Source organism: Pseudomonas orientalis (assembly GCF_022807995.1).
Classification (GTDB): domain Bacteria; phylum Pseudomonadota; class Gammaproteobacteria; order Pseudomonadales; family Pseudomonadaceae; genus Aquipseudomonas; species Aquipseudomonas orientalis_B.
Genome location: NZ_CP094351.1, coordinates 1,236,116 through 1,262,586, shown reverse-complemented (window position 1 = coordinate 1,262,586; position 26,471 = coordinate 1,236,116). Strand labels below are relative to the sequence as shown.

Below are 26,471 nucleotides of genomic sequence, written 5' to 3'. Positions count from 1 at the left end.
TTTCACCCCAATGGCAGCGCCCAGCCGCAGACCGGGAGGGCTTTAAGGGTGTCAATGCAAGGGCCGGGCCAGCGAAATATTCAAGCCTGCGCAGATCCCAATGTGGGAGGGGGCTTGCCCCCGATAGCGGTGGGTCAGCCAACTGATTGGTAACTGACACACCGTCATCGGGGGCAAGCCCCCTCCCACATTTGATCAGTGTCTGGCTCTAGTTTTTGGACTCAGTGATGATCTGGCGAATCGCGCCAACGAAGGCTTCGGCCGGCTGGCCACCGCTGACCGCGTACTGGTCGTTGAACACGATGGTCGGCACCGAGGTCACGCCGCGGGTGATCCACAATTTCTCTTGTTCGCGCACCTCGGCGGCGTATTCCTCAGAGGCGAGAATATCGTCGGCGCGTTTGGGGTCCAGGCCGACGCTTTCGGCGATACTCGCCAGGGTCGCGTGGTCGGAAGGGTCCTGGCCGTCGCTGAAGTACGCCTTGAACAAGGCTTCCTTGAGGTTGTACTGCAAGCCTTCCAGCCCGGCCCAATGCAGCAGGCGGTGCGCGTCGAAGGTGTTGTAGATACGGCTCTGGCCGTCGGTACGGAAGGCAAAGCCGAGTTCGGCGCCCATGTCACGGATGCGCGCGCGGTTAGCCTGGGACTCTTCGGCGCTGGCGCCGTATTTTTCGCTGATATGCTCAACGATGTTCTGCCCTTCAGGGGGCATCTTCGGGTTCAGTTCGAACGGCTGGAAATGAATCTCGGCCTGCACCTCGGCGCCAAGCTGGTCGAGGGCTTCGGTCAGGCCACGCAGGCCGATGACGCACCAGGGGCAGGAGACGTCGCTGATGAAATCGATTTTCAGGGCAGTACTCATGGGGGACAACCTCGCTGGCATTAATGCGCCGCAAAAGTCATACGATACACCACCTCTACAACAGCTTCGAAGGCTCGCTCAGGTCGATCTGCGCCCAGTGCGCGGTATCTTCGCGATGGGCTTGCAGGTAAGGCAGCACCGCCGCCAGCAATGGCGCCTTGAATGCCTCCTGGAAACGATGGGCCAGGCCTGGAATCAATTTCAGCTGGCTGCCCCGGATATGCGCGGCCAGATGAACACCATGCATCACCGGCAGCAACGGGTCGGCAGTGCCGTGCACCACCAGGGTCGGCACGCGCAATTGGTTGAGTAACGGTACCCGGCTCGGTTCGGCGAGGATCGCCATGATCTGGCGCTTGACGCCTTCGGGGTTGAACGCGCGGTCGTAGGACAGCGCCGCCTGATGCAGCAATGCCTGACGATCATCCTGCACATTCGGGCTGCCCAGCGCTGCAAGCAGATCGGCTTGCTGTTCCAGGGCGACTTCGCGATTGGGCGCGCTGCGCCGCGACAACAACTGCACCAGCGCGGCATTTGGAGCGGGCAAGCCTTCGGCGCCGGAACTGGTCATGATCAGCGTCAGGCTCTCCACCCGTTGCGGCGCCATCGCCGCCAGGTGCTGGGCGATCATGCCGCCCATGCTTGCGCCCAGCACGTGGAATTGCCGCACCTGCAGCGCATCCATCAAGCCCAGCGCGTCGTCGGCCATGTCGGTCAGCGTATAGGGCGCCGCCACCGGCAGACCGAGCTTGTAGCGCAGCACTTCGAAGGTCAGGTTGGCGCTTGCCGGCGCCTGGCGCCAGGTCGAAAGGCCCACATCACGGTTGTCATAGCGGATCACCCGGAAACCCTGTTGGCACAGCGCGACGACCACTTCATCGGGCCAGTGGATCAACTGCCCGCCCAGGCCCATCACCAGCAGCAAGGCCGGGTCGGACGCACGGCCGATACTCTGGTAGGCGATGCTCACCTTTTCCAGGTCGACCGTTTGGGTCGGGACATTGACATCACATCGAGACGCCGCAAAACACGGCAGGCCGAACAGTAAAGCGGCCAGTAAAAGCAACACGCGCATGAAAAACACCGAAACGCAGAACCCCAGTAGAGCGCGAGTCTGATGAAGTTTGTGCAAGCGCGCTGCCACAGTTCGATGACAGTTTGATGAAGAGTGCCGGGCGGTCCTGATCGACAGGCGGCGGCACATGAGACAAACTCAAGCTATTGAGCTCTGTCACACATTATTTTCATGGAGGGCCCGTGCTCGAAATCCGCCATCTCAAGACCCTGCACGCCCTGCGCGAAGCCGACAGCCTGGTGGAAGCCGCCGAACGCCTGCACCTGACCCAGTCCGCTTTGTCCCACCAGTTCAAGGAACTGGAAGAGCGCCTCGGCATGCCGCTGTTCGTGCGCAAGACCAGACCCGTGCGCTTCACCAGCGCCGGCCTGCGTCTATTGCAACTGGCGGATGCCACGCTGCCCTTGCTGCGCGGCGCCGAACGCGATATTGCGCGTCTGGCCGGCGGTACTGCCGGACGCCTGCACATGGCCATCGAATGCCACAGTTGCTTCCAATGGCTGATGCCCACCATTGACCAGTTCCGCGATGCCTGGCCGGAGGTCGAGCTGGACCTCGCTTCCGGCTTTGCCTTCGCGCCACTGCCGGCCCTGGCCCGTGGTGACCTCGATCTGGTGGTGACCTCCGACCCGCTGGAGCTGCCGGGCATCACCTATGTGCCGCTGTTCACTTACGAAGCCATGCTCGCAGTGGCCAACCAACATCCGCTGGCGAACAAGTCATACATCGTGCCGGAAGACCTGCTGACCGAGACGCTGATTACCTACCCGGTAGAGCGGGATCGTCTGGACATCTTTACCCGTTTTCTCGAGCCCGCTGACGTGGAACCGGCCCAGGTACGCACCTCGGAGTTGACCGTGATGATGATGCAACTGGTGGCCAGCGGCCGAGGGGTGTGCGGTATGCCGCATTGGGCGCTGCATGAGTACAGTTCGCGCGGTTATGTAAAGGCCAAGCGGCTGGGCGAGAAGGGATTGTTCGCCACGCTGTATGCGGGAGTTCGGGCGGACATGCTGGATGCGCCGTATATGCGCGACTTTTTGCTGACGGCCAAGGACACGTCGTTTTCCACCCTGGATGGGGTCAGTGCCGTGCGCTAAGCGCCAGTGTTTGCCGGGCCGACGTCTTCACGGGCAAGCCCTATGTAGGAGCGAGCTTGCTTGCGAAAAACGTCAACGATAACGCGTACTTCCTGAATAAACGCGGCGCCTGTGAGTTTTTCGCGAGCAAGCTCGCTCCTACAAAAAGCCTTAACTGACTGGCATTGGGACAAGCCCCCTCCCACATTGGATATCACTGACCCGTCAATTCTCGCCACAGGTGGATTTTGTCGAAATACTCATCACCTACCCGCACGGCCAACGGCTCCAGGCCGTACTGAATGAAGCCGCAGCGCTGATAAAGCGCCAACGCTGCATCGTTGCCGGCAGTGACGGTCAGCTGAATCAACTGCAGGCGCGGATGCCGGCGGGCTTGCGCCAGCGCCGCTTCCACCAGTTGCCGGCCCAAGCCCCTGTGCTGGTAAGCCTGGGTGACATACATACCGAACAAGGTCACCTTGTGCCGCGCCTTTTCCCGAGGCTCGAACGCCAGGCCGACAATACCCGCCAACTGATCGCCCTCGAAGGCGCCAAGCAGCCGATCCAGCGGATTGTCGAGGCGGTTCTCCCACCAGCTCAACGGCATCGCGGCCCGTTCCGCCACACTGGAGGTGAACGCCTGCGGATACGCCTCGTAAGCCTCGAGCATCAATGCCCGATAGGCTTGCGCGTCGTTGCTGAGCAGTTGGCGGATCATCCAGCGGTCGCCAGCGAGTCGCGGTAGAACGGCAGGATCACGTCGCGCGTCAGAGGCGCCAGGTGCAGGCCGCCGTCGCCCATGGGATCGATCCAGCGTATTTCTTCAATTTCAGCGGCCGGCGTGACCGCCACGTCGATGTGCAGCTGGAACATCTCGGCCTGCACGGTGAAGCCCGGCTCGTTGGCGGCGGGCCCCGAGAACTGGCCGAGGTACACCGCTTGCGCCGGGTCGATGCGCAGGTTCAGCTCTTCATGCAGCTCACGGGCCAGCGCCTCCACGGCTTGCTCGCCAGCGTCGATCTTGCCGCCCGGTTGCATGAAGGCCAGGGTCCCGCGTTTGCGCACCAGCAACGTTTGGCCGTTTTTATCGATCAGGACGGCGGCGGCGATGCGAATGGTTGAAGGGTTCATGTGGGAATCGTTATCTCATCAGGTTGCTTGATAAATACGCTGTATTTCGCCCCCTCCATCGCCTCGAATGCGATCAGCTTGTCCACCAGCGGCAGGTTCAGCACCTTGCCGGCGTTGAGCAGCAGCATGCCGTTGTCGGCGTTGAGGTTGCGCGCCAGCACCATGCCGTCCTCCAGCTCGCGGGTGGTGAGGACTTTGACCGTGGGATCGCCCAGGGTCACATCGCTGAGGAAGGTGGCGCAAGCCTGTACGAAATCCTCGACCAATTCCGGGTCATACAGGCGCCCGGCGTACTTGCGGATATACAGCAGCGCTTCGTCGCTGTTCAGGTGCCGCTCCAGGATCAGGCCCTTTTGCAGCTCGATGAAATCCACGGCCAGCTTCAACAGCCGCGAGCCGGGCGGGATGGCGTCGCCCTTGAGGTGGTCGGGGAACCCCGAGCCGTCCCAACGTTCCTGGTGATGACGAATGATGCGTGCCGCGTCCTTCATCGGCTCCAGGGTCATCAACAGCGACTCGCTCTGGGTTGGGTATTCGCGATACAGCGCGCGGTCGGTGCTGTGCAGTTTGTCCGATGGCGCCACCATCATGCTGTCGTTCCAGCTCAGCTTGCCGATGTTGTAAAGCGCGGCGGCCATGGTCAGGTCGCGGGTGCTGGCTTCATCGATGGTCTGGGCGGCGCAGTACACGCGGATCAATTCGATCAGCGCCCGGTTGGTCTGTTTATCCTTGGGCAGGCGCAGGTTGGCCAGCAGGGAAAACACTTCGGTACCGGTCACGTAGCTGCGTTTGAGTTCATCGTAGGCCAGGTCGAGCATGTCGGCGGTCTGTTGCAACTCGGCGGTACGCGCCATCACGCGTTTTTCCAGGGTGGCGTTGAGCGCCTTGAGCTGCTCGTGCTGCGTCTGGGTGAGACGTTCGAGCCGCTGGTGTTCGAGGGTCTGCTGCAGGATCAACAGCAACTCTTCGTCATTCCAGGGTTTGCTGATGTAGCGGTGAATCTGACCGTCGTTGATCGCCTTGATGATGGTGGTCAAGTCGGCGTAACCGGTGAGCAGGATGCGGCGAGTGCCCGGGTACAGACGGTGGACCTCGGCCAACAGCGTGGCACCGTCCATACCGGGCATGCGCGCATCGCTCATCACCAGGTCGATGGGCCGGGTCGCCATGACTTCCAGCGCCTGGACGCCGCTGGTGGCCAGCACGACGTCATAGGGCTGGCTGCGCAACAGGCGGCGCAGGCTGTTGAGGATCGACTCTTCATCATCGACCAGCAAAACGGCGGGCTTGGTAGCGAGTTGTTCATCCATGGCGACTCTGCCTTCAAATTAAATCAAGTTAAGCGAAATTGAACCGCTATAACACGCATACGGTGTTGATTTGACGCGAAGTGGCCGTCGATATCAAGGTAACTCAACTATGCTGTCACAGCAGATGTGCACTTCGTCCAGCTGTAGCACCAAGGAAGGAATCGTTATGCCATCGAATCTTTTGCGTCTGCGGAGCGCGCCATGAAGCCTGACTCGGGACGCGCCAACCGTCGCCTACTGATCGTTGATGACACCGCCTCGATCCACCAGGACTTTCGCAAGATTCTCTGTGCCGATGAGCATGGCGAGCCCTCCCTTGACACGTTGGAATCAGCCCTTTTCGGCACCGCCGCGCCGGTGCGCCAGGCCTTCGAGCTGGACTCCGCCTATCAGGGCCAGGAAGCCCTGGTGCTGGTAAACAAGGCATTGCAGGCCAATACGCCCTACGCCATGGTATTTATCGATATGCGCATGCCCCCCGGCTGGGACGGGCTGCAAACCATCGAACAGCTGTGGGACGTTGACCCCAATCTGCAAATCGCCCTGTGCACCGCCTATTCCGACTATTCCTTCGAGACCATCGAAGCGCGCCTGACATACAAGGACCAGTTGCTGATTCTGAAAAAACCCTTCGACGCTCTGGAAATCCGCCAGATGGCCAGTGCGCTGACCTGGAAATGGCAACTGGCCCAGGACGCCGCGCTCAAGGTGATCGGCCTGGAACGCACCATCGAAGAACGCGTACAGGAACTGCTCAAGGTCTCGCACCTGTTGCACTACGACGCCTTGACCGAGCTGCCCAACAGCACGCTGCTCGGCGACCGGCTGACCCAGGCCATCGCTCTGGGCCGGCGGCATGACACGCAACTGGCGGTGATATTTATCGGGCTCGACCGCTTCAAGCGCATCAACAACGCCCTGGGCTACCCGGCGGGCGACGAGGTGCTCCAACAGGTAAGCCAAAGCCTGATGGCGACGGTGCGCGCGTCGGACTCGGTGTTTCGCTACGGTGCCGACGAGTTTGTGATCCTCCTCAACGACATCCAGCATCCCCAGCAAACCCGGCATATTGCGCAAAAAGTACTCAATGCCGTCAGCGCGACGCGTCACGTCGCGGGGCATGACCTGAGCGTGACCGCAAGCCTGGGGATCAGCATTTACCCGAACGACAGCAGCCACGCGGTGGAGTTGATCAAGCAGGCTGAAACCGCCATGCATACCCGCAAGGAAGGCGGCCGGAACGACTTCAGTTTTTATACCGAAGACATGAACCTGCGCGCCCGGCATCAGCAAAACCTGGAAAGCGCGATCCGCCAGGCGCTGGACCGTGATGAGTTCGTGGTGCACTACCAGCCCAAGCTGAATCTGGCCTCCGGGCAGATCGTCGGCGCGGAGGCGCTGACCCGCTGGTCGCAACCCACCGGCCGGGTCAGCCCGGCCGAATTCATTCCGATCGCCGAAGACAGCGGTCTGATCGTGCGCCTGACCCAGTGGGTGCTGCGTCAGGCCTGCGCACAAGCTCAAGCCTGGCGCGAGATGGGCCTGGCGCCGCTGCGCATGTCGGTGAATATTTCGGCAATCGACCTTCGCCAACGGGACTTCATCGACAACCTGGCGGCCATTCTGGAAGAGACCGGTTTGCCGTCCACCCAACTGGAACTGGAAATCACCGAGAGCGTGCTGATGCAGCATGTCGACGAAACCGTCGATACCCTGCAAAAGATCAAGGCCATGGGCGTGCGCCTGGCCCTGGATGATTTCGGCACCGGCTACTCCAGCATCACTTACTTGCGGCGCTTTCCTATCGATGTGCTGAAAATCGACCAGTCCTTCGTACGCGGCCTCAGCGTAAATCACCAGGATGAACAATTGATCGGCGCTATCATCGGCATGGGCAAGAGCCTGGCGCTGAACATCATTGCCGAAGGCGTGGAAACCGTCGAACAACTGAATTTCCTGAAAGCCAGCAAGTGTGAGGAAGGTCAGGGTTTTCTATTCAGCAAGGCATTGCCGCCCAATGATTTCGTGCAGTTGCTGCAAGCGAACTGCGCGACACTGATGCCCCATCAATTACCCTAGGCCTGCAAGGAGTGCGCGCTTGAGCAAGGTTTCCAATCACCGTGCGGGGCTGCTGCTGGCGCTGAGCCTGGGCATCAGCGCGCCGCTAGCAGCCGCGCCGCTGAACGAAGCGCTCAAGCCCTTGCCCACGGTTCCAGCACTGGACCCGGCCAAGGTAGAGCTGGGTCGCCGGTTGTTCAACGAGCCGCGCTTGTCGGTCAACAACACACTGTCCTGCGCCAGCTGCCATCAGTTGGAAACCGGCGGGGCCGACAACAAACCGTTCTCCATCGGCTTTGACGGCAAACCCGTGGAGCTCAACACGCCTTCGGTGCTCAACGCCAGCCTGAACTTCAAGCAGTTCTGGAACGGTCGGGTGGACACGCTGCAAGCCCAGGTCGAACAGGTCGTGATCAGCCCGGTGGAAATGGGCAGCGACTGGAAAACCGTGGTGCGCAATCTCTCTGCCCTGCCCGCCTACCAGAGTGCCTTCAAGCAGGCGTACGCCGACGGCGTCAGCGCCGCCAATGTGCAGAATGCACTGGCGACGTACGAGCGCACGCTGCTGACGCCCAACTCACGGTTTGACCAATATCTGCTGGGTAACACCGAGATCCTGACCACCCAGGAAAAGTACGGCTACCAGCGCTTCAAGGACTACGGCTGCATCGCCTGCCACCAGGGCGTGAACATCGGCGGCAACATGTTTCAGAAATTCGGCGTGATGGGCGACTACTTCACGGCGCGCGGCAATCCGCTGGAGTCCGACCTCGGACGTTACCTCCTGACAAAAGACGAAGAAGACCGCCATGTGTTCAAGGTACCCAGCCTGCGCAATGTAGCCGTCACCGCCCCCTACTTCCACGACGCCTCGGCCAAGACCCTGGAAGAGGCGGTTGACGTGATGTTCAAATACCAGCTGGGGCGCAACCCTTCCCAGGAAGACAAGGACCTGATTATCCGGTTTCTCAAGACCTTGACCGGCGAATGGGCGGGCAAGTCGCTATGAGACGATTCGCACGCCGCCGTGCCAGCCAGTTGCTGCTGGGCCTCATGACGTTGTTCCTGGCCTCGACCCTGGTGTTTTTGTACCTCAAGTCCTCCCGCGACCAAACGGCCACTTACACCCAATCAAGGGACCTGATCCGCCAGCTCCAGCAGCTCAATGCGCAATGGGACAGCGAAGTGCTCAAGGCCCGGATCGCGATCACTCACAACTACGACCCACTGGTCATGCCGCTGACGGAAATGACCCGCATCTGGGCGGAACTGGAGAGCCGCGATACCTACCACGGCGCTACCGACCTGACGGGTTGGCAAGCCAGCCAGGCGGCGTATCAGACGGCCATCCAGGAAAAAGCCCGGCTGGTCGACCAGTTCAAATCCCACAACGCCGTGTTGCGCAACTCATTGGCGTTTCTGCCGACCGCCGAAGATGACATCCAGGCCCAGTTCAACAGCATCGACGATGAAGGCCGGCTGCAACTGCAGGGCGTGGCCACCGACACCTACGACCTGCTGCTCAGCAGCCTGGAGTTCGCCCAGGTCACCAGCGACGAGCGCGCCGCCGATATCCTGGTGGGCCTTGGCAAACTGGCAATCAACAAACAGAGCCTGCCCGGCGAGTTCCAGGCGCCGGTGGATATCCTCAGCAATCATATTTCACTGATACTGCGCGAACAGCCGGTGGTCAACAGCCTGCTTGAGCGGATTGCCGCCGTGCCCGTGGCCGAGCGCCTCGACGCGCTGACTACCCACCTCAATCAGGACCAGCAGGCCGCCGACCTCGTCGATCATCAATACCATCGCTACCTCTTGGTGTTTTCGACGTTGCTGGTGCTGCTGCTGCTCTACCTGGCCGTGCGCCTGCTGCGCAGTTTTGCCGAGATCAACCGCGTCAACCGGGCCTTGCAGTCGGCCAACGAAACCCTGGAGCAACGGGTGGAACGACGTACGCAACAACTCAAGGATGCCCAGAGCGAACTGATGGACAGTGCCCGTCAGGCGGGCATGGCGGAGATCGCCACCAATGTGCTGCACAACGTCGGCAACGTGCTCAACAGCGTGAATATTTCCGCTGACCTGGTCAGCCGCAAACTGCGCAGCAGCAAGGCCCAGGGACTGGGCAAGGCCATGCAGCTGATCAACGCGCATCAGGACGACCTGGGTACCTTTCTCACCGAGGATGAAAAGGGCAAATTGCTGCCGGCCTACCTGAACCAACTGGTGGAAGCGATTGCCATCGAGCAGCAGGGCATGAGCGAAGAGTTGACGCAATTGAGCAAGAGCGTCGACCACATCAAGGACATCGTTTCAACCCAGCAATCCTATGCCGGCGCTTGCTCGTTGCTCGAACCCGTCGACATCGGCGCGCTGATGGACGATGCCTTGCGCATGAACGCCGGCGCGCTGAGTCGTCACCACGTCACGGTGGTCAAGCAGTACGCGCCGGTGCCGCAGATCCTGGGGGACAAACACCGGCTGCTGCTGATCATGGTCAACCTGATCAGCAACGCCAAGTACGCCATGTCCTCGCTGTCCGAACGGCCACGGCAAATCACCCTGACGGTCGAGCAGACAGATGACGACAGGCTTAGAATCAGTGTGAAGGACGATGGCGAAGGCATACCGGCCGAGAACATGACGCGGATCTTCACCCACGGTTTTACCACCCGCAAGGAAGGTCACGGCTTCGGCCTGCACAGCTGCGCGCTGGCCGCCGTGGAAATGCACGGCCAGCTCACGGCCCACAGCGACGGACCGGGCCTTGGCGCGGTGTTTACCTTGACGATTCCCTTGACCCTGGCAGGAAGTACCCTATGAACCAGCCTCCCAACCGGCGCATCCTGCTGATCGATGACACCCCCTCCATTCATGAGGATTTTCGCAAGATCCTGATGCCCGACGCAGACACCAACCCGGCGCTCGACGATATGGAGTCGGCGCTGTTCGGTGACACCGCCAAACCGCAAGCCCAGGCGTTCGAACTGCATTGTGCCTATGGCGGCGAAGAGGGCCTGGGCTTGCTGATGAGCGCCATGGCGCAGCAACGCCCCTATGCGATGGCTTTCGTTGACATGCGCATGCCTCAAGGCTGGGACGGCGCCAAGACCATCGAGCAATTGTGGAAGGTCGCCCCTGATCTGCAAGTGGTGGTCTGCACCGCCTACTCGGATTACTCCTGGGACGAGCTGCTGTCTCGCCTGGACGCTTATGACCGCGTGCTGATCCTGAAAAAACCGTTCGACAACATTGAAGTCCAGCAAATGGCCAATACCCTGGCCAATAAATGGGACATGGCCCGGCGTGCTTCCCTGCAAACGGCGCAGTTGGAGCGACTGGTGGAACAACGCACCCAGGCGTTGCAACTGGAAATCAACGAACGCAAGCACCTGGAAAGCCAACTGGTGCAGTCCGAGAAGCTCGCATCGCTGGGGCAACTCGCCGCCGGCGTGGCCCATGAGATCAACAACCCGGTGGGCTTCATTTCGTCCAACCTCAGCACCCTCGAGAGCTATTTCAACCAGTTGCAACAGATGCTCGAGGCTTATCAGCACAGCGAAGCGTTGATCCCGCAAGAGGAATCACGCGACCGGCTCGAGGCATTGCGCACAGCGCTGGAACTGGACTTTCTCAGGGAGGACATCCCAGTGCTGATTCGCGAGTCCAAGGACGGCATTGGCCGCGTGGTACAGATCGTCAAAGACCTGAAGAACTTCTCGCGGGTGGATAACGACCAGACCTGGCAGTTCGCCAACCTGCAACACGGCATCGATTCAACGCTGAACATCGTCGCCAGCGAACTCAAGTACAAGGCCGATGTGATCAAGCACTACACGCCGCTGCCGGACATCGAATGCCTGGCCTCGCAGCTCAACCAGGTGGTGATGAACCTGGTGATCAACGCCGCCCAGGCCATGGGGCCGGAGCGCGGCACCATCACCATCAGCAACGGCGTGGACGGCGACACCATCTGGCTGGAAGTGGCGGACAACGGCTGCGGCATTGCCGCCGACACCGTGCAGAAGATTTTCGACCCGTTCTTCACCACCAAGCCGGTGGGCGAAGGCACCGGTCTGGGGCTGTCGCTGTCCTACGGCATCGTCAAGAAACACCGGGGGGATATCTCGGTCATCAGTGAGCCGGGCAAGGGTACGACGTTTCGCGTGGTGCTGCCGATCCGGCAGACGGCGGCGTAGGGGGACGCCGCCGGCCGTTCTTATTCGTCGGCTTTTTTCGGGCTTGAGCCAAACGACGCGAAACGCTTGTTGAACCCGGCGATACGGCCTTCGACCTGGGTCTTGCGTTGCTGGCCGGTATAGATCGGGTGCGAAGCGCTGGAGACGTCCAGCGGGATGTAGGGGTAGGTGTTGCCATCGCTGTGTGTATGGGTGCGATCACTGTCGGCGGTGGAGCCGATCAGGAAAAACACATCGGCGGCAGTGTCGTGGAACAGCACGGTGCGGTAGTCGGGATGGATACCAGCTTTCATAAGGCCTCCGGGGCGTCTGGGTGCTTTGAATATGTTATACAGTAACATCAATTACACACCCAAACGAGAACGGATTGCAATAGCCCGGTGACCGAATGGGCTGTTGTCACGGTTTTTTGGCGCGTAGCGCGGTGGCCAGGCTCAGTGCGTCCGACACTTGGTGCAATCTGATTTTGACGGGGCCCGGCGTGGCGTCGTTCTTTCTCACCGCATCGAAGTAACCTGTGGCGACGGCCTTGTAGTCCCCAGTGGCCGCGCCGACAAGCGCCTGGACAAAACCATCTGTACAGGTTTTATTGAACCCGGCCAGCGCGCCACTCACAGCGCTCTCGCCGTTGGACTTGGCCTTTGCAATGCCCAACAACACGCTACTTATGCCGGGGATGAACCACAGATTCTTGCCGACCTCGGCGGCAAAGCGCTGAAGTATTCCCGCTTGAGTGCCGTTGCGGTTCACGGGGTCAGCCCCATGCCGGGCGGGCCCCATCCGCTGCTCGGGTTTAGCGACAGACTCTTCACGGCCGATCGACAGGGACAGGCCTTGATTGATAAGGGAATGGGCGGAAACAGCAGACAAGGTCGACATGAGCGATGACTCCAGGTGCATGAGAAAGCGGGCGTCTGCACGGATAGTGGCCGCCTTTCACCCAACAGTTCCATGGCTTGCGCCTGCGCGCCAGAGCCTTCAATCCTTGGCGCTTGTTTGAGTACAGGCGCAGAATGGCGGATCGACCTCAAGAGTGCGAACCAAGGAAAAAACCGTATGAGCCTGTCGCTACTAAGCCGTTACGCGTTCTTTGCTGCATGCGTCATATTCACCCTGGCCAGCCTGCCCTTTATCGAACACGAATGGCTGTGGCCCATCACCGTAGTCACCGGGCTCCTCAGCCTGATCGGCCTTTTCGACCTGCTGCAGAGCCCTCACGCCGTGCGCCGCAACTACCCGATCCTGGGCAATATCCGCTATCTGGTGGAAGCCATCCGCCCGGAAATTCGCCAGTACCTGCTCGAATCCGACAGCGATGCCCTGCCCTTCTCCCGGGCCCAACGCTCGCTGGTGTATTCACGCGCCAAGAACGAAACCGCCGACAAACCCTTCGGAACCTTGATCGACGTGTATCAGTCGGGCTTCGAGTTCATCGGCCACTCCATGCGGCCCGCACCGTTGAGCGACCCGAGCGCCTTTCGCGTAATGGTCGGTGGCCCGCAGTGCACACAGCCGTACTCGGCGTCGGTATTCAATATTTCGGCGATGAGCTTCGGCTCGCTCAGCGCCAATGCGATCCGCGCGCTGAACCAGGGTGCCAAACTGGGCAATTTCGCCCATGACACCGGCGAAGGCAGCATCAGCCCCTACCACCGCGAAAACGGCGGCGACCTCACGTGGGAACTGGGCAGCGGCTACTTCGGCTGTCGCACCAGTGACGGCCGTTTCGACCCGCAACGCTTTGCCGTGCAAGCGCAGGACCCGCAAGTGCGCATGATCGAGATCAAGATGAGTCAGGGCGCCAAACCCGGTCACGGCGGCATCCTGCCCAAGCACAAAGTCACCCGCGAAATCGCTGACACCCGCGGCATCCTGATGGGCGAGGACTGTATTTCACCGTCGCGCCACAGTGCGTTTTCCACGCCCATAGAGCTGATGCACTTCATCGCCCATCTGCGTGAGCTGTCTGGTGGCAAACCGGTGGGTTTCAAGTTCTGCCTGGGCCATCCGTGGGAGTTCATGGGCATTGCCAAGGCCATGCTCGAAACCGGCATCCTCCCGGACTTTATCGTGGTCGATGGCAAGGAAGGCGGTACCGGCGCCGCCCCCGTGGAGTTCACCGACCACATCGGCGTGCCGCTGCGCGAGGGCCTGCTGTTCGTGCATAACACGTTGGTGGGCCTGAACCTGCGCGACAAGATCAAGCTCGGCGCCAGCGGCAAGATTGTCAGTGCCTTCGACATCGCCAGCGTGCTGGCCATCGGTGCCGACTGGACCAACTCGGCGCGCGGTTTTATGTTCGCCATCGGCTGCATTCAGTCGCAGTCGTGCCACACCAACAAATGCCCGACCGGCGTCGCTACTCAGGACCCGCTGCGCCAACGTGCGCTGGTGGTGCCGGACAAGGCCCAGCGTGTGTTCAACTTCCACCGCAACACTCTTCATGCCCTGGCGGAAATGCTCGCCGCCGCCGGGCTGGATCATCCATCGCAGCTGTCGGCCAAGCACTTGGTGCGACGTATGTCGGCGACCGAGATCAAGCTGTTTTCGCAGCTGCATGTCTTCCTCAAACCGGGCGAGTTGCTCACCGGTGAGGTGAACGGCGAGTTCTATTCGCGGATGTGGCAGATGGCGCGGGCCGATAGCTTCGAGCCCCATGAGGTGGCCGCCGCCTGATTCACCCAGCGCATGCCTGCCCGGCCATCGGGCAGGCCATCGAGACATTCGGTAATACCCAGCTTTTGCAATTGCTTACAAATACCGCCAACCTGCGCCCGCCCGACGTGCGGCGTACGAAAACGCGCGCACTCGTTAATCTTCACTCAACAACTTGTTCAAGAGCCCGCAGCCATGCTGAACGGACGCGACCCGCGCATCGATTTTTTTCGGGGCCTGGCGTTGATCTTCATTTTCTGGGATCACGTGCCCCATAACCCCCTGGCCCATGTCACGGTGCAGAACTTCGGGTTCAGTGACGCCGCCGAAATATTCGTGTTCCTGGCCGGCTACGCGGCGGTGCTGGCGTACGGCAAGATCCTGCAGCGCGATGGCTATTTCATTGCCTGTTTGAAAATCCTGCGCCGGGTGTGGACGCTCTACGTGGTGCATATTTTCCTGCTGGCGCTATTGATGGGCATCGTGATTTTCGCCAACAGCCATATCGAAACCCGCGACCTGGTGCAGGAAATGGGCCTGGAGTATTTCCTCAACAATACCCAGCAGGCCCTGGTCGATGAGTTGCTGCTGCGCTTCAAACCCAACCTGACCGACCCGTTGCCACTGTATATCGTGCTGATTCTCAGCCTGCCCATCACGCTGCCCTTGCTGTTGCGTATGCCAAGGGTCGCGGTGGGCATTTCTGTGGCGGTCTACCTGCTGGCGCCCTGGCAGGGCTGGAACCTGCCCGCCAGCAACGGCGGGGTGTGGTACTTCAACCCGATCACCTGGCAGTGCCTGTTTATCCTGGGCGGCGCAGCGGCCTTGCGTTCGGCGTCCCCCGCCGAGCGACGCCCTTTGCTGCGTCAACCGCTGTTCATCGCGGCCGCGGCTTATGTGCTGACGACGTGCGTGATCACCCTGTCGTGGCGTTGGCCCGAGGTGCACGATGCCTGGATGCCACGCCTGATCGGCGAATGGCTGTACCCCATCAGCAAGACCGACCTGTCACCGGTACGCCTGCTGCACTTCCTGGCGCTGGCCTATGTCACCGCCAGATTGCTCCCCGGCGTCGACTGGACGCAGCAGTGGTTGGCGCGGCAACTGGCGCGGATGGGACGCTACTCTCTGGAAGTATTTTGCCTGGGGGTGGTACTGGCGCCGTTGGCGGATATGGCCAACGCGCTGACCGGCGATACCTTCGCCATGCGGACAGTTACCGCGCTGGTGGGGGCAGCCATGATGATTGCGTTTGCCGCGTGGCTGGCGTTCAACACGCAAGTGGACCAGCGCAGGGCCGCTACGCTGCAGCCGCCGGCTGTCTAGCACAACGCTGTAGCGCCCAACCGTAACCACGATGCGAAGCGAGTCGCTCTTGATCTGGCTTTTGATCTTGATCTTAGGCGCCCCGTTAAACCACGCTGGCCGAACGCAGGCTTGAATCCGTGGGTAACCCGGCAGGACGCCGGGTTAGCCGCACTGGGCCATGGATGGCCCATTGCGGCGGCCCACGGATTCAAGCCTGCGTTCGGGCACACCGAGCCCAAGCGAGGTGCCGAGTGGTGGGGCAAGAGCGTTTTGCTTACTTTTGCGCTTTTCAAAAGTGAGCCGCTGTAAAAGCGGAACCCTAAGTGGCCGTTACCTAAATAATGGATATGTACTCGGTCTGATCCAAGATACTTGCCAGCCCAGAGACCGCCATCGGGGGCAAGCCCCCTCCCACATTTGGACCGGGATCGACACAAAATTCTGGTCGGTACTGAGGCCGCCATCGGGGGCAAGCCCCCTCCCACATTTGGACCGGGATCGACGCAAAATTCTGGTCGGCTCTGAGGCCGCCATCGGGGGCAAGCCCACCCCCGCAGGGAATCTGCGCTAACTGGTCGGCATCAGGGCAAGCCTGCTCCCCTATTTTCCGGCTTCGGTTCGGCCTCAGGGATCAGGCGGCTGAACGCTCCGCCGCCTGGGTCGGCTGCAGTTTGAACACGTAATACAGCACGGTCAGCAGCACCAGGAATGCAGGCCCCACATACAACGCAACGCGGGTGTCCGGGAAGTACGCCATCAGGCCCACCACCAGCAGCAGAAACGCCAGCGCCAGGTAGGAACTGACCGGGTACAGCCACATGCGGTACTGCAGACCGGCCCGCTCGGCCGGGCTCAGGCCCTTACGGAATTTGAGCTGGGCCAGCAGGATCATCAGCCAGGTCCAGATCGCGCCGAAGGTGGCGATGGAGGTCACCCACACGAACACCTGGTCCGGCACCAGGTAGTTGAGCAGCACGCCCAACAGCAAGGCAAAAATCGACAGCAGCAACGCTTTGCGTGGCACGCCGTTGCTGGAAGTGGTGCCGAAGGTGGCCGGGGCCTGGCCGTTCTGCGCCAGGCTGTAGAGCATGCGCCCGGTACTGAAGATGCCACCGTTGCAGGACGACAACGCGGCGGTGATCACCACGAAGTTGATGATGCCCGCGGCGGTCTTGATGCCCAGGCGTTCAAAGGTCATCACGAACGGACTGCCCTGGGTGCCGATTTCATTCCACGGGTAGATCGACAGAATCACGAACAGCGCGCCCACATAGAACAACAGGATGCGCCAGAACACCGAGCCGATCGCGCTGGGAATGGTTTTCTGCGGGTTGCGCGCTTCACCGGCGGTGAGGCCGATCATTTCCACCCCCAGGTAGGCGAACATCACCATCTGCAAGGACATCAACACGCCCTGTACGCCATTGGGCATGAAGCCGCCATGGGCCCACAGGTTGGAAATGCCCAGTGCCACGCCGTCATTGCCGAAGCCGAAGGCAATGATGCCGACACCGCCGATCACCATGGCAATGATGGTGACGATCTTGATCAACGCGAACCAGAATTCGAACTCGCCGAACGCCTTGACCGCGATCAAGTTGATGGTGCCCATGCTGATCAGCGCCGCCAGGGCCCAGATCCAGCGCGGCGTGTCGGGGAACCACACGCCCATGTACACCGCCACGGCGGTGATTTCCGCGATGCAGGTCACCAGCCACAGGAACCAGTAGTTCCACCCGGTGAGAAAGCCTGCCAGCGGACCAAGGTAGTCCTGGGCATAGCGGCTGAACGAACCGGCCACAGGGTTGTGTACCGCCATTTCGCCCAGGGCCCGCATGATCACCAGAATGGCAAGGCCGCCGATGATGTACGACAGCATGATCGCCGGGCCGGCCATTTCGATGGCCTTGGCCGAGCCGAGGAACAGGCCCACACCGATACAGGCACCGAGCGCCATCAGGCGAATATGCCGTTCACCGAGTTCGCGTTTGAGCGGGCCGCCTTGAGCGGTCGCGCCAGGGGGCAGGGGTTTGCCGACAGGCATAGGGATACAACCTCATTTTGTTATTGGATTTGACCACCGAGTGTCGGCGTATCTGCAGGTAGGCAAATACACCGCCTTGACCAGGCCTGCCTCGTGGGCAAACCCGCCTGGCATGTGTCAGCGGCCAGGTCAGCGGGGCATGCAGTATAAAAAGCGCGCGTCAGGGTATTTCACTCTATAAACAGGCAAATTTGGCGATATGCCCCGAGAAAAAGCGGTTGGACGGAGCAAGCACCAAGCGTCTGGAACGGCCTTCTGCGCGCAAAACGGCGCAGAGTATTGCATAACGGGCCGGGGTCCAGACAACTCAGACAAACCCGTGGCATGTGGGCCCATCGACAAACTTCGTAGATCAGACAATTCGCGTCTACGCTTCAGACAAGTCCGATCAATCTGTAGGAATGGATCAATCGACTATGGGCGCACTGTGGCAGACCGACTCGCATCAGGCTGAAGCCGACAGCCCGTCACCCGCCCCATTGCCGAAAAAATCCAGACCGCCTAGGCCATGGCGTCGACTGTTCTGGCTGATCCTGGTGCTGGCGCTGGCGGCCCTGGGATTCGCCGCGTTACGCGAAATGCACAGCGCCCGCTGGCAGGCACGCATGCTCAGCCAATGGGCCGCGCAATTGACCTACAGCGTCGAGCCCGGTCCCAGCGATGCCATCGTGTACCCAGGCGCCGGGCCGTTCGATCGACGCCTGGGCTACAGCGCCCTCGGCGAATTCCTGCCGCGCGTGCTCAAGCGCAATTACGTGATCCAGTCCCAGTCGCGTTTCTCCGAGGCGCTGATGGACTACAGCCGCCACGGCTTGTTCATCCCCTATTCAGAGAAAATCCAGGCCGGATTGACCATCACCGATTGCCGCGCCGCACCGCTGTATCAGTTCCACTACCCGACCCAGTTCTACGCACATTTCAGCGACGTGCCACCATTGATGGTGCGCAGTTTGTTGTTCATTGAAAACCGCGAATTGCTCGACCCCGACCCACCCCAGGCCAACCCGGCAGTGGACTGGCCGCGCTTCGCCAAGGCTGCATGGTCGCAGGTTGCACGCCAGTTGCACCTGCCGGGGCAAACGGCGGGCGGCAGCACCCTGGCGACGCAACTGGAAAAGTACCGCCATTCGCCGGACGGCCTGACCCTGTCGGGCAGCGAAAAACTGCGCCAGATGCTGTCGGCCAGCGTGCGTGCCTATCAACACGGTCCCGACACGCTGCCGGCCCGGCAAAATGTAGTGCGCGACTACCTCAACAGCGTGCCGCTGTCGGCCGTGCCGGGCCACGGTGAAGTGCACGGCATGGCCGAGGGGTTGCGGGTGTGGTACGGCGCAGACTTCGTCCAGGTCAACCAGGCCCTGGCCGACACCGCCAACACCCCGGCCAGCCTGGCGGCCCGTGGCATGGCGTTGCGCCAGGTGCTGTCGCTGATGATCGCCCAGCGCCGGCCATCCCATTACCTGACCAAGGGCCGCGACGAGCTTGCGCAATTGACCGATAGTCACCTGCGGTTGCTGGCGCAAGAGGGAGTACTGGAACCTGGATTATTGAAGGCAGCGCTGGCCAGCCAGGTCAGCTATCGCGATTGGCAGCAGCAACCGACCACTCAGAAAATCGAGGCCAACAAAGGCATCGGCATGGCGCGCAGCCGCCTGGGCACACTGCTCGATCGCCCACTGTACGACCTTGATCGCCTGGACCTGTCCGCCACCAGCACGCTGCAGGGCGACTTGCAGGAACAGGTCACCGCCTACCTCAAGCAACTGGCGGACCCCGCCTACGCACAACGGATCGGGCTGTTGGGCGAGCGTCTGCTCACGCCTGCCAGCACGCCGCAGGTGCGCTACAGCTTTACCCTGTTCGAGCGCACCACCGACAGTGCCCGCGTGCGGGTGCAGACCGACAACACCGACCAACCGTTCGACATCAATGAGGGCAGCAAGCTGGAACTGGGCTCCACCGCCAAGCTGCGGGTACTGACCACCTACCTGCAAATCATCGCCGAGCTGCATGAGCGCTACGCCACAGTCGCGCCCGCGGCGCTGAAAAAGATCGAGATCGCCGAACCCGACCGCCTCAGCCGCTGGGCCGTGGACTACCTGCTGCAAAACCCCGGCAACTCCCTGACACAGATGCTCGACGCCGCTCTTGACCGCACCTATTCCGCCAGCCCCGGGGAAAGCTTCTTTACCGGCGGAGGCCTGCACCGCTTCCACAACTTTCGCAACGAAGACAACGCTCGCAACCCGACCCTGCGCGACGCGTTGCGTGAATCGATCAACCTGCCGTTCATTCGCCTGATGCGCGATCTGGTGCGCTACACCACCTACACCGGCGCCAACAACAGCGCGCAATTGCTCAAGGACGACAACGAGCCCCGTCGCCAGGAATACCTGGCGCAATTCGCCGACCGTGAAGGCACCACGTTCCTGCTCAAGTTCTGGAAGAAATACCAGAAGAAAGACACCCAGGCGCGCCTGGAAACCTTTCTCGACAGCCTGCACCCCACACCGATCCGCCTGGCCGCGGTGCACCGCTATCTGCTGCCCGAGGCCAGCCGCGACAGTTTCAACAGCTTTGTGCGTGCCCGCCTGGCCGGTACCGACGCCCGGCAGACGCTGACCGACAAGCGTCTCGAAGCGCTCTATGACCGCTACGGCCCCGGCGCATACGACCTGCCCGACCAGGGCTATATCGCCAAAGTGCACCCGCTGGACCTGTGGTTGCTGGGCTACCTGATCAGCCACCCGCAGGCGACGTTCAGCGAAATCGTCACGGCCAGCCGGTTCGAGCGCCAGGAGGTCTACAGTTGGCTGTTCAAGAGTCGTCACCAGAGCGCGCGCGACAGCCGTATCCGCACCATGCTGGAGATTGAAGCATTCCTGGAGATCCACCAACGCTGGAAGGCCGTGGGCTATCCCTTCGATCATCTGGTACCGTCCCTGGCGACCGCCATCGGCAGCTCCGGCGACCGCCCCGCCGCCCTGGCCGAGTTGATGGGCATCATCCTCAACGACGGCGTGCGCCTGCCGGTGCTGCGCATTGATAGCCTGCACTTTGCTGCCGGTACGCCGTATGACACACGCGTGATCAACGCTCCCAATCGCGGGCGCCGGGTAATGCCCTCTGAAGTGGCAATGGCCCTGCGCGGCGCGTTGTCCCAAGTGGTCGACGCCGGCACCGCCAAACGTGTGGCCGGCAGCTTCAGGCAAGCCGATGGCACACCGCTGCCCATGGGCGGCAAGACAGGTACCGGCGATAACCGCATCGAAGCCATCGGTGCCGGCGGCCGGGTACTCAGCTCCAAATCCATCAACCGCACCGCGACCTTCGTGTTTTACCTCGGCGACCATCACTACGGCACGCTCACCGCCTTCGTGCCGGGAAGCTCGGCGCAAGGCTTCAAATTCACCTCGGCGCTGCCGGTGCAAGTGCTCAAGGGTATGGCGCCGATACTCACGCCGTACGTACAAGGTGACCAGAGCAGCTGTCGGGTACCGTGATGGCGCAGCGAGGCGGTAATCAGTTATTTCTCAGTCTTGGTTTATTGACCCGACAGGCCCATTCCCGTTGGCTTTTCCCTTGATTTTCAAACTTATTTTCGACCCTGCAACTGAATAGACTCGAAAGCCTTTAAAGGACTATTCAGGTAGAAAAAAATGCCCATCTCGCTTGCCCCCGGGACGTCGGACCGTTTTCAGGGACGCCATCTGGAACACCTCGAAAACGCCCTGCCCGACTGGCTCAAGGGCAGTTCCCTGCGCCGCGTCAACGCGCTGAAGGCAACGGCGCTGCCGATGACCGCCCCTTACGCCCACGCCGACGCCAATGCCCATCAACCGCTCAAACGCGCCATCGCCGAGCATTGGCGCGCACAAAACACCCTGGACAAGCGCCTGGGGGATATCAACGACCTCTACGCTTTCGCCGAGCCGTTGCTCAAGGCGGCCTTGCTGGCTGACTACGGCGAGATCGACGTCAAGCACACCTTTGTGCGCTTCTACACCGACGCCGACCTGGCCTGGTGGACCCTCGCCGTCAAAAAAGGTGTACAGAGTAAAACCCTGTCGTTGCTGGACGCCGCCCTGGGTAATTTTTCCGCTGCCGATCGGTTTGTCGACTTTGCCTTCCTCAGTGCCCAAGACCCGCGTGGGCAACGGGACATCTTGCATTTCCCCCATCGACGCACGGGCGTACGCCTTGATGCAGACACCTTCAAGAACGTCTGCCGAAGCCTGGACATCGGCGCGCGTTACCAGACGCGTCTAAGGCAGCGGCTGGGGTTCGACAACCCAACCGTTGCAGTTGCCGTGCGCGATGAGGCGATCACCAACCAAAAGGCCGCCCTCCAGAGCGCAGCCCATCTGGCGCGACTCAAGGGCGACCTGAGCGACGACGCATTGGACGCGGTGCGGGGGTTGATCGACCAACGCGCCGGCGTGCGGCTCGATGGCCGGCTTATCGACAGCCATAACCTGAGCCTGCTGGAGTGCCCATTGATCGGCGTCGTGCTGTTCATGTCATCACCCGAGCCTGGCCGGGTCATTGCGTATGTACCGGGAGATCCCGTACACCCGCTCAAGGAGTACTCCGGCCCCATTGCCTTCGTACAAGAGCTGACCCGTCAATTGAGGGGCAACTCGGCTCAAGCCAACGGTTCTTACCGGCAATTTTTCAGTCAGTTCGTCCCCCATCAATTGCGCGGCCGATTTTTCGCGCAGCTCAATGCACGGTCAAGCCAGAACAGCGAACAGCCCAACCTGCAATTTCGCCTCCAGGCCATCACCGAGGATTATCAAAACCGGTCGGACGACCCGGCCGCCAATGACCTATGGCGTTACCTCTACCGCACCCAGCTGAACAAGATTGTCAACGATGCCAGGGACATGGCGGTGTCCACTGCCTACGTCGACCACCTGGCCCGCTGGGCCTGGTGGGACAACCTGCAGCAGGTACTGTCGGACTTGTTGAATATCGGCCTGCTGCTGGTTACCCCTTTTGTACCCCTGGCCGGTGAACTGATGCTGGCGTATACCGCCTATCAATTACTCGACGAGGTGTTTGAAGGCATTGTCGATTGGGCGCAGGGCCAGCGCACGGAGGCCGCGCAGCACCTGCTGGGCGTGGCGCAGAACCTGATCCAGTTCGGCTTGTTCGCCGGCGCAGCAAAGCTGGGCGACGTGGTCCTGCTCAAGCCCTCGTCCTTTGTCGACGGCCTGCACCCGGTGCAGTCACCTACCGGCCACGTCAAGCTATGGAATCCTGACCTGCGCCCCTACGCGCAACAGGATCATGGCCTGCCTGCCGACTCGCTGCCGTCGCCGTCGGGCCTGCATCAGCATCAAGGCAAACAGTTGCTGGCACTGGACGGCGGGCACTATGAAGTGCTGCAAGACGCCGATACCGACGTGCATCGGATCACCCACCCAACCCGCGCGGAGGCCTATCGCCCGCAGGTATTTTTCAATGGTGACGGTGCGGTATTGCACGAAGGGGAGCAGCCGCAAACCTGGGACAGCACCACCCTGATGCGGCGCCTTGGGCATCGGGTCCAGGGGTTCACCGATCAGCAACTGGAACAGATGCGCCAGGCCAGCGGCACCGACGAGGCCGTGCTGCGCGCCATGCACCTGTACCATGAACCCATGCCGCCACTCTTGGCGGGCACCCTCAGGCGCTTCGAGGCTCAAGCTTATCCGTCCATGGCCAGCGAAAAAATCCGCAGCGGCCGGCCGCTGGCATTGGATGCTTCCTCGGATTGGTTCATACAAACGGTCACTGAGCTGGACGGCTGGCCCGCTGACAAAGCCATAGAAGTGTTCCTCAATCCTGACCTGGCAGGGCGCAGCATCAAGGTCGGTAATCCCCATGCAACGCCGACAGATACCTTGCCCCTCAGTTTTGCCCAAATGATGTCAGGTCAATTGCCCGAGCATGTGCTGGGCTTTCTCGATGAAGCGGCGACCCGCCAACTGCTGGGCGGTGACATCGCTCAACCGCAACGGGTACAGCACCTGCGCGACAGACTGGCCGATCACGTGCTGAGCTGGCGCCGGGATTTCGCCGACAACGTCTACCGGCAGGTTTGGGAACTGACGGACGACCCGGAGCACCTACTGTTGCGCCAATCCTTTCCCCATCTGGATATGGCCCTGCAAACGCGCCTGCTCAGTACGGCCAGCGGCACAGAGCGCGCAACCCTGGCAGAGCCGCGCCTGCCCCTGCGCTTGCATAACCAGGCCCGTGAACTGGACATGGCCGCGCAGTCAGTGCAGGCCTTCGAAGGGTTTCATGCGGCGCCGCCCCTGCCGGTCGCCACTGAGCGGATGGCCCTTAACGCCCTTAAACTTCATAGCGACAGCTTTGCCGACCTGCATCTTCAAGTTCGCGAGCAAACGCCCACCGGGACTTTGCGTTGTGAGGCAGGCCCGGTCGACGCGACAACTCGACGAACGCTGGTGCCGTCCGTACGCGGCTATAAGGTGTTCGATGAAGCGGGCACGTGGCTGTCTTCCCACACAGACCTCTTTGAAGCGATCCTCGGCGCATTGCCCGCCGACAAGGCTCAAGCGCTGGGTTATCACTCAGGGCAAGGTGCTGCATTCAAACAGTGGCTGATGGACCAGCTCGCCTCACTGGCCGACCGTCGTGTGGTGCTGGCCGAGCCGCCGGTTTACCGTCGAGCCGACCGGGAAACCGTACAACTGCTGGGCGGAGCCGGTGTGACTCGCTGCGCCGAGCCCCCCGCCGAGACCCTGGAGCAACACGCCCGGCAAACCTTGCAACTGCTGTTTCCCACACTCAATGAACCGCGCATGGAACTGTTTATCGACAGCGTTCCCTCTCGACAAATGCGCAGCCTGCTCAACGAACTGACCGAAGAAAAACAACGCTTGCATGTCGAGCTGCACACCTGGAAAGACAGCCCGACACAGCATGCCCGAGGCAGTCGGGAGGATCGCGCGGAGCGCGCCAGGAGAAGACACTTGACCGTTGCCGTCGAGCGTTGCTGGGGCGACCGCTTTGCAGAACACATCGATCCATATGGCCATACTCAACGCGGCGCCCGGCTGGATCTGCACGACTGGCCCCTGCCGGCTACGCTGCCTCGACTGACGGCCAGCTTCGAACATGTGACCGCCTTGAACCTGAGCAATACCGAATTGGGCCCCCCGCACAGTGACTTTCTCAAACACTTCCCGACCCTGCGCAGCCTGGACCTGCACGCCAATAGACTCATGGACCTTCCCCCTGCACTGGCGCACATGCGTTTGCTCAAAGACCTCAATTTGAGCGGCAATGACCTGACATTGAGTCCCGACGATATACGCAGCCTGAGAAAGGCTCGCCGCCTGGAACGCCTTGATCTGAGCAACAACCCGCTGGTACTCACACCCGACATCAGCCTGATGCCTGCTCTGCGCCACCTGGGCTTGAGCCGCACGGCCATCACCGAATGGCCACGCGGCCTGTTCGCCCACCCTCGCGCTGACGACTTTGTGCTCGATCTGCGCGCCAACCCCATCGACACGCTACCGGAGGCCACGGCCGGTACAGCCAACGCCCGTGTGATTGCCCGCACGCGCCTGGATCGAAACACGCTTACGGTCCAGGCGCTTGCCCGCTACGAACACTACCGAACCGCTGCCGGGCTGGACCCCAATCGCACCTATGAACCCATGGGCAACAGCGGCCCATGGCTGCTGGAGGCTGATGCACAAACCCGCCCCGTCGCCGAGCAGGTGTGGAATGCGCTTGAACAGGAACACGGGGCCCAAGGCTTTTTCGAAGTGATCCGCTATCTCGAACCACCCGAGTTTTTTGAACAGGGCGAGGACCGCCTGCGTTATGACAACAATCGCAGGGCCATGACGCAACGGGTCTGGCGACTGATACGCGCCGCCCATGAAGACAGCCCGTTGCGCGAAAGACTGTTCAAGATGTCCAGTTTCCCGGGACTGTGCGCCGACGCCGGCGCACAGATTTTCAATGAGATGGGGATAGAAGTGATGGCCAGCGAAGCCTTGCGCTACTCACAGGATGCCGCCGAATGCGAAGACAGGCTCGTCACTCTGGCCAAAGGCAGCGCCCGCCTCAAGCTGTTGGGCAAGGTGGCGGGCGAAGACATTGCCCTGCGCGTAAGACCGGTGGCCGAAGGCGGGCTGGGACAACGGTTCAGGTCGGATGTACGCGACGGCGTGCCGGGAGAGGTCGATGAAGTGGACGTGCACCTTGCCTACCAGACCGACCTGGCGGCCAGGCTGGATTTACCCTGGTTGTCCAACCATATGCTGTACCGCGCAACGGCCAACGTCAGCGAAGCGCAGATCAACCAGGCGTACACACAGGTGCTGGCGCTGAGCGAAGGCGACGGGCTGGTCAATCAGATGCTGTTGGAGCCCTATTGGGAACAGTACGTGCGTGACAGCCACGACCAGGCCTATCGCGACAACGAGCAGTTGTATTCCACACGTTTTCTGCAACTGGACGATTTGCAAACCGCGCAGGCGCAGTGGGCGCAATCGGACAGCCTGACACCAGAGAAAAAAGCCCTGCTGCGCGACACATTGCGCAGGCTGGGCGAAGCGCTCAACGCCCCGGACAGCGTGGTATTTGCCGCCGAGCCCATGTCCGATGAGGTGTATAACGGGCTGCTCAACGACCTGGGCTATCAGGAAAAGGAATGGATGCGCCAACTGACCCGCCAGGCCCTGGCCCGTGACACAGGCCGCCGCAACCGCGCCTCGTAA

Annotated in this window: 17 protein-coding genes; 9 read left to right on the top strand and 8 right to left on the bottom strand. The window is 61.3% G+C overall.

The window, feature by feature from the left end:
- Positions 1–208: 208 nt before the first annotated feature.
- Both MRY17_RS05405 and MRY17_RS05400 read right to left on the bottom strand, forming a co-directional pair.
- A complete protein-coding gene (locus MRY17_RS05405) occupies positions 209–862 on the bottom strand; it encodes a DsbA family oxidoreductase (protein ID WP_191951557.1) in 654 nt (217 codons plus the stop codon).
- A 55-nt stretch (positions 863–917) separates the two neighbouring features.
- Positions 918–1,937: an alpha/beta fold hydrolase gene (locus MRY17_RS05400; RefSeq protein ID WP_181284166.1), complete on the bottom strand. Its 1,020-nt coding sequence runs from the start codon at positions 1,935–1,937 to the stop codon at positions 918–920.
- 182 nt (positions 1,938–2,119) lie between these two features.
- Here MRY17_RS05400 and metR point away from each other — a divergent pair, with 182 nt between their 5' ends.
- On the top strand, positions 2,120–3,037 hold the full coding sequence (metR, locus tag MRY17_RS05395) for a transcriptional regulator MetR (RefSeq protein ID WP_181284167.1): 918 nt from the start codon (positions 2,120–2,122) through the stop codon (positions 3,035–3,037).
- Positions 3,038–3,230: 193 nt separating this feature from the next.
- Here metR and MRY17_RS05390 read toward each other — a convergent pair whose 3' ends face one another.
- The 3 genes from MRY17_RS05390 to MRY17_RS05380 are packed head-to-tail and all read right to left on the bottom strand — an operon-like array spanning position 3,231 to position 5,457.
- Positions 3,231–3,734, bottom strand: a complete 504-nt coding sequence (locus tag MRY17_RS05390; RefSeq protein WP_181284168.1) for a GNAT family N-acetyltransferase — start codon at positions 3,732–3,734, stop codon at positions 3,231–3,233.
- Positions 3,731–4,147 (bottom strand): NUDIX hydrolase, encoded by a 417-nt coding sequence (locus MRY17_RS05385; protein WP_243353402.1) that lies wholly within the window; start codon positions 4,145–4,147, stop codon positions 3,731–3,733. The genes MRY17_RS05390 and MRY17_RS05385 overlap by 4 nt, the downstream gene beginning before the upstream one ends.
- Entirely contained in the window at positions 4,144–5,457 is a 1,314-nt protein-coding gene (locus MRY17_RS05380; RefSeq protein WP_181284170.1) for an HD domain-containing phosphohydrolase, read from the bottom strand. Before MRY17_RS05380 ends, MRY17_RS05385 begins: the two co-directional genes overlap by 4 nt.
- Before the next feature lie 201 nt (positions 5,458–5,658).
- Between MRY17_RS05380 and MRY17_RS05375 the strand changes: the two genes are divergently transcribed.
- From MRY17_RS05375 to MRY17_RS05360, 4 genes are read left to right on the top strand one after another with little or no spacing between them, the layout of a single operon-like run.
- Positions 5,659–7,536 carry a putative bifunctional diguanylate cyclase/phosphodiesterase gene (locus MRY17_RS05375; RefSeq protein ID WP_243353401.1) on the top strand — a complete coding sequence of 626 codons (1,878 nt, stop codon included), beginning with the start codon at positions 5,659–5,661 and terminating at the stop codon, positions 7,534–7,536.
- 19 nt (positions 7,537–7,555) lie between these two features.
- Positions 7,556–8,524, top strand: a complete 969-nt coding sequence (locus MRY17_RS05370; protein WP_243353400.1) for a cytochrome-c peroxidase — start codon at positions 7,556–7,558, stop codon at positions 8,522–8,524.
- Complete coding sequence (locus tag MRY17_RS05365; protein WP_243353399.1) at positions 8,521–10,338, top strand: DAHL domain-containing protein; 1,818 nt, start codon at positions 8,521–8,523, stop codon at positions 10,336–10,338. Before MRY17_RS05370 ends, MRY17_RS05365 begins: the two co-directional genes overlap by 4 nt.
- Entirely contained in the window at positions 10,335–11,714 is a 1,380-nt protein-coding gene (locus tag MRY17_RS05360; RefSeq protein WP_243353398.1) for an ATP-binding protein, read from the top strand. Before MRY17_RS05365 ends, MRY17_RS05360 begins: the two co-directional genes overlap by 4 nt.
- 20 nt (positions 11,715–11,734) lie before the next feature.
- Here MRY17_RS05360 and MRY17_RS05355 read toward each other — a convergent pair whose 3' ends face one another.
- Positions 11,735–12,007, bottom strand: coding sequence for a type B 50S ribosomal protein L31 (locus tag MRY17_RS05355; RefSeq protein WP_104501834.1), 273 nt, complete (start codon positions 12,005–12,007; stop codon positions 11,735–11,737).
- 106 nt (positions 12,008–12,113) lie between these two features.
- Positions 12,114–12,593: a hypothetical protein gene (locus MRY17_RS05350; protein ID WP_191951565.1), complete on the bottom strand. Its 480-nt coding sequence runs from the start codon at positions 12,591–12,593 to the stop codon at positions 12,114–12,116.
- A gap of 177 nt (positions 12,594–12,770) precedes the next feature.
- Here MRY17_RS05350 and MRY17_RS05345 point away from each other — a divergent pair, with 177 nt between their 5' ends.
- A complete protein-coding gene (locus tag MRY17_RS05345) occupies positions 12,771–14,390 on the top strand; it encodes an FMN-binding glutamate synthase family protein (protein WP_181284176.1) in 1,620 nt (539 codons plus the stop codon).
- Positions 14,391–14,564: 174 nt separating this feature from the next.
- On the top strand, positions 14,565–15,695 hold the full coding sequence (locus MRY17_RS05340; protein ID WP_181284177.1) for an OpgC family protein: 1,131 nt from the start codon (positions 14,565–14,567) through the stop codon (positions 15,693–15,695).
- A 613-nt stretch (positions 15,696–16,308) separates the two neighbouring features.
- Here the strand turns inward: MRY17_RS05340 and MRY17_RS05335 are convergent.
- Positions 16,309–17,721 carry an amino acid permease gene (locus tag MRY17_RS05335; protein ID WP_181284685.1) on the bottom strand — a complete coding sequence of 471 codons (1,413 nt, stop codon included), beginning with the start codon at positions 17,719–17,721 and terminating at the stop codon, positions 16,309–16,311.
- Between the two features lie 416 nt (positions 17,722–18,137).
- Here MRY17_RS05335 and MRY17_RS05330 point away from each other — a divergent pair, with 416 nt between their 5' ends.
- A complete protein-coding gene (locus tag MRY17_RS05330; RefSeq protein WP_243353397.1) occupies positions 18,138–21,224 on the top strand; it encodes a transglycosylase domain-containing protein in 3,087 nt (1,028 codons plus the stop codon).
- A 156-nt stretch (positions 21,225–21,380) separates the two neighbouring features.
- Positions 21,381–26,471, top strand: coding sequence for a dermonecrotic toxin domain-containing protein (locus tag MRY17_RS05325; RefSeq protein ID WP_243353396.1), 5,091 nt, complete (start codon positions 21,381–21,383; stop codon positions 26,469–26,471).

What these genes read in the sequence shown, in the direction of transcription:
- MRY17_RS05405 (WP_191951557.1), bottom strand. Translation starts at nt 862, where the DNA reads ATGAGTACTGCCCTGAAAATCGATTTCATCAGCGACGTCTCCTGCCCC.
- MRY17_RS05390 (WP_181284168.1), bottom strand. Translation starts at nt 3,734, where the DNA reads ATGATCCGCCAACTGCTCAGCAACGACGCGCAAGCCTATCGGGCATTG.
- MRY17_RS05375 (WP_243353401.1), top strand. Translation starts at nt 5,659, where the DNA reads ATGAAGCCTGACTCGGGACGCGCCAACCGTCGCCTACTGATCGTTGAT.
- MRY17_RS05365 (WP_243353399.1), top strand. Translation starts at nt 8,521, where the DNA reads ATGAGACGATTCGCACGCCGCCGTGCCAGCCAGTTGCTGCTGGGCCTC.
- MRY17_RS05380 (WP_181284170.1), bottom strand. Translation starts at nt 5,457, where the DNA reads ATGGATGAACAACTCGCTACCAAGCCCGCCGTTTTGCTGGTCGATGAT.
- MRY17_RS05325 (WP_243353396.1), top strand. Translation starts at nt 21,381, where the DNA reads ATGCCCATCTCGCTTGCCCCCGGGACGTCGGACCGTTTTCAGGGACGC.
- MRY17_RS05345 (WP_181284176.1), top strand. Translation starts at nt 12,771, where the DNA reads ATGAGCCTGTCGCTACTAAGCCGTTACGCGTTCTTTGCTGCATGCGTC.
- MRY17_RS05350 (WP_191951565.1), bottom strand. Translation starts at nt 12,593, where the DNA reads ATGTCGACCTTGTCTGCTGTTTCCGCCCATTCCCTTATCAATCAAGGC.
- MRY17_RS05400 (WP_181284166.1), bottom strand. Translation starts at nt 1,937, where the DNA reads ATGCGCGTGTTGCTTTTACTGGCCGCTTTACTGTTCGGCCTGCCGTGT.
- MRY17_RS05355 (WP_104501834.1), bottom strand. Translation starts at nt 12,007, where the DNA reads ATGAAAGCTGGTATCCATCCCGACTACCGCACCGTGCTGTTCCACGAC.
- MRY17_RS05335 (WP_181284685.1), bottom strand. Translation starts at nt 17,721, where the DNA reads ATGCCTGTCGGCAAACCCCTGCCCCCTGGCGCGACCGCTCAAGGCGGC.
- MRY17_RS05360 (WP_243353398.1), top strand. Translation starts at nt 10,335, where the DNA reads ATGAACCAGCCTCCCAACCGGCGCATCCTGCTGATCGATGACACCCCC.
- MRY17_RS05385 (WP_243353402.1), bottom strand. Translation starts at nt 4,147, where the DNA reads ATGAACCCTTCAACCATTCGCATCGCCGCCGCCGTCCTGATCGATAAA.
- MRY17_RS05330 (WP_243353397.1), top strand. Translation starts at nt 18,138, where the DNA reads ATGGGCGCACTGTGGCAGACCGACTCGCATCAGGCTGAAGCCGACAGC.
- MRY17_RS05340 (WP_181284177.1), top strand. Translation starts at nt 14,565, where the DNA reads ATGCTGAACGGACGCGACCCGCGCATCGATTTTTTTCGGGGCCTGGCG.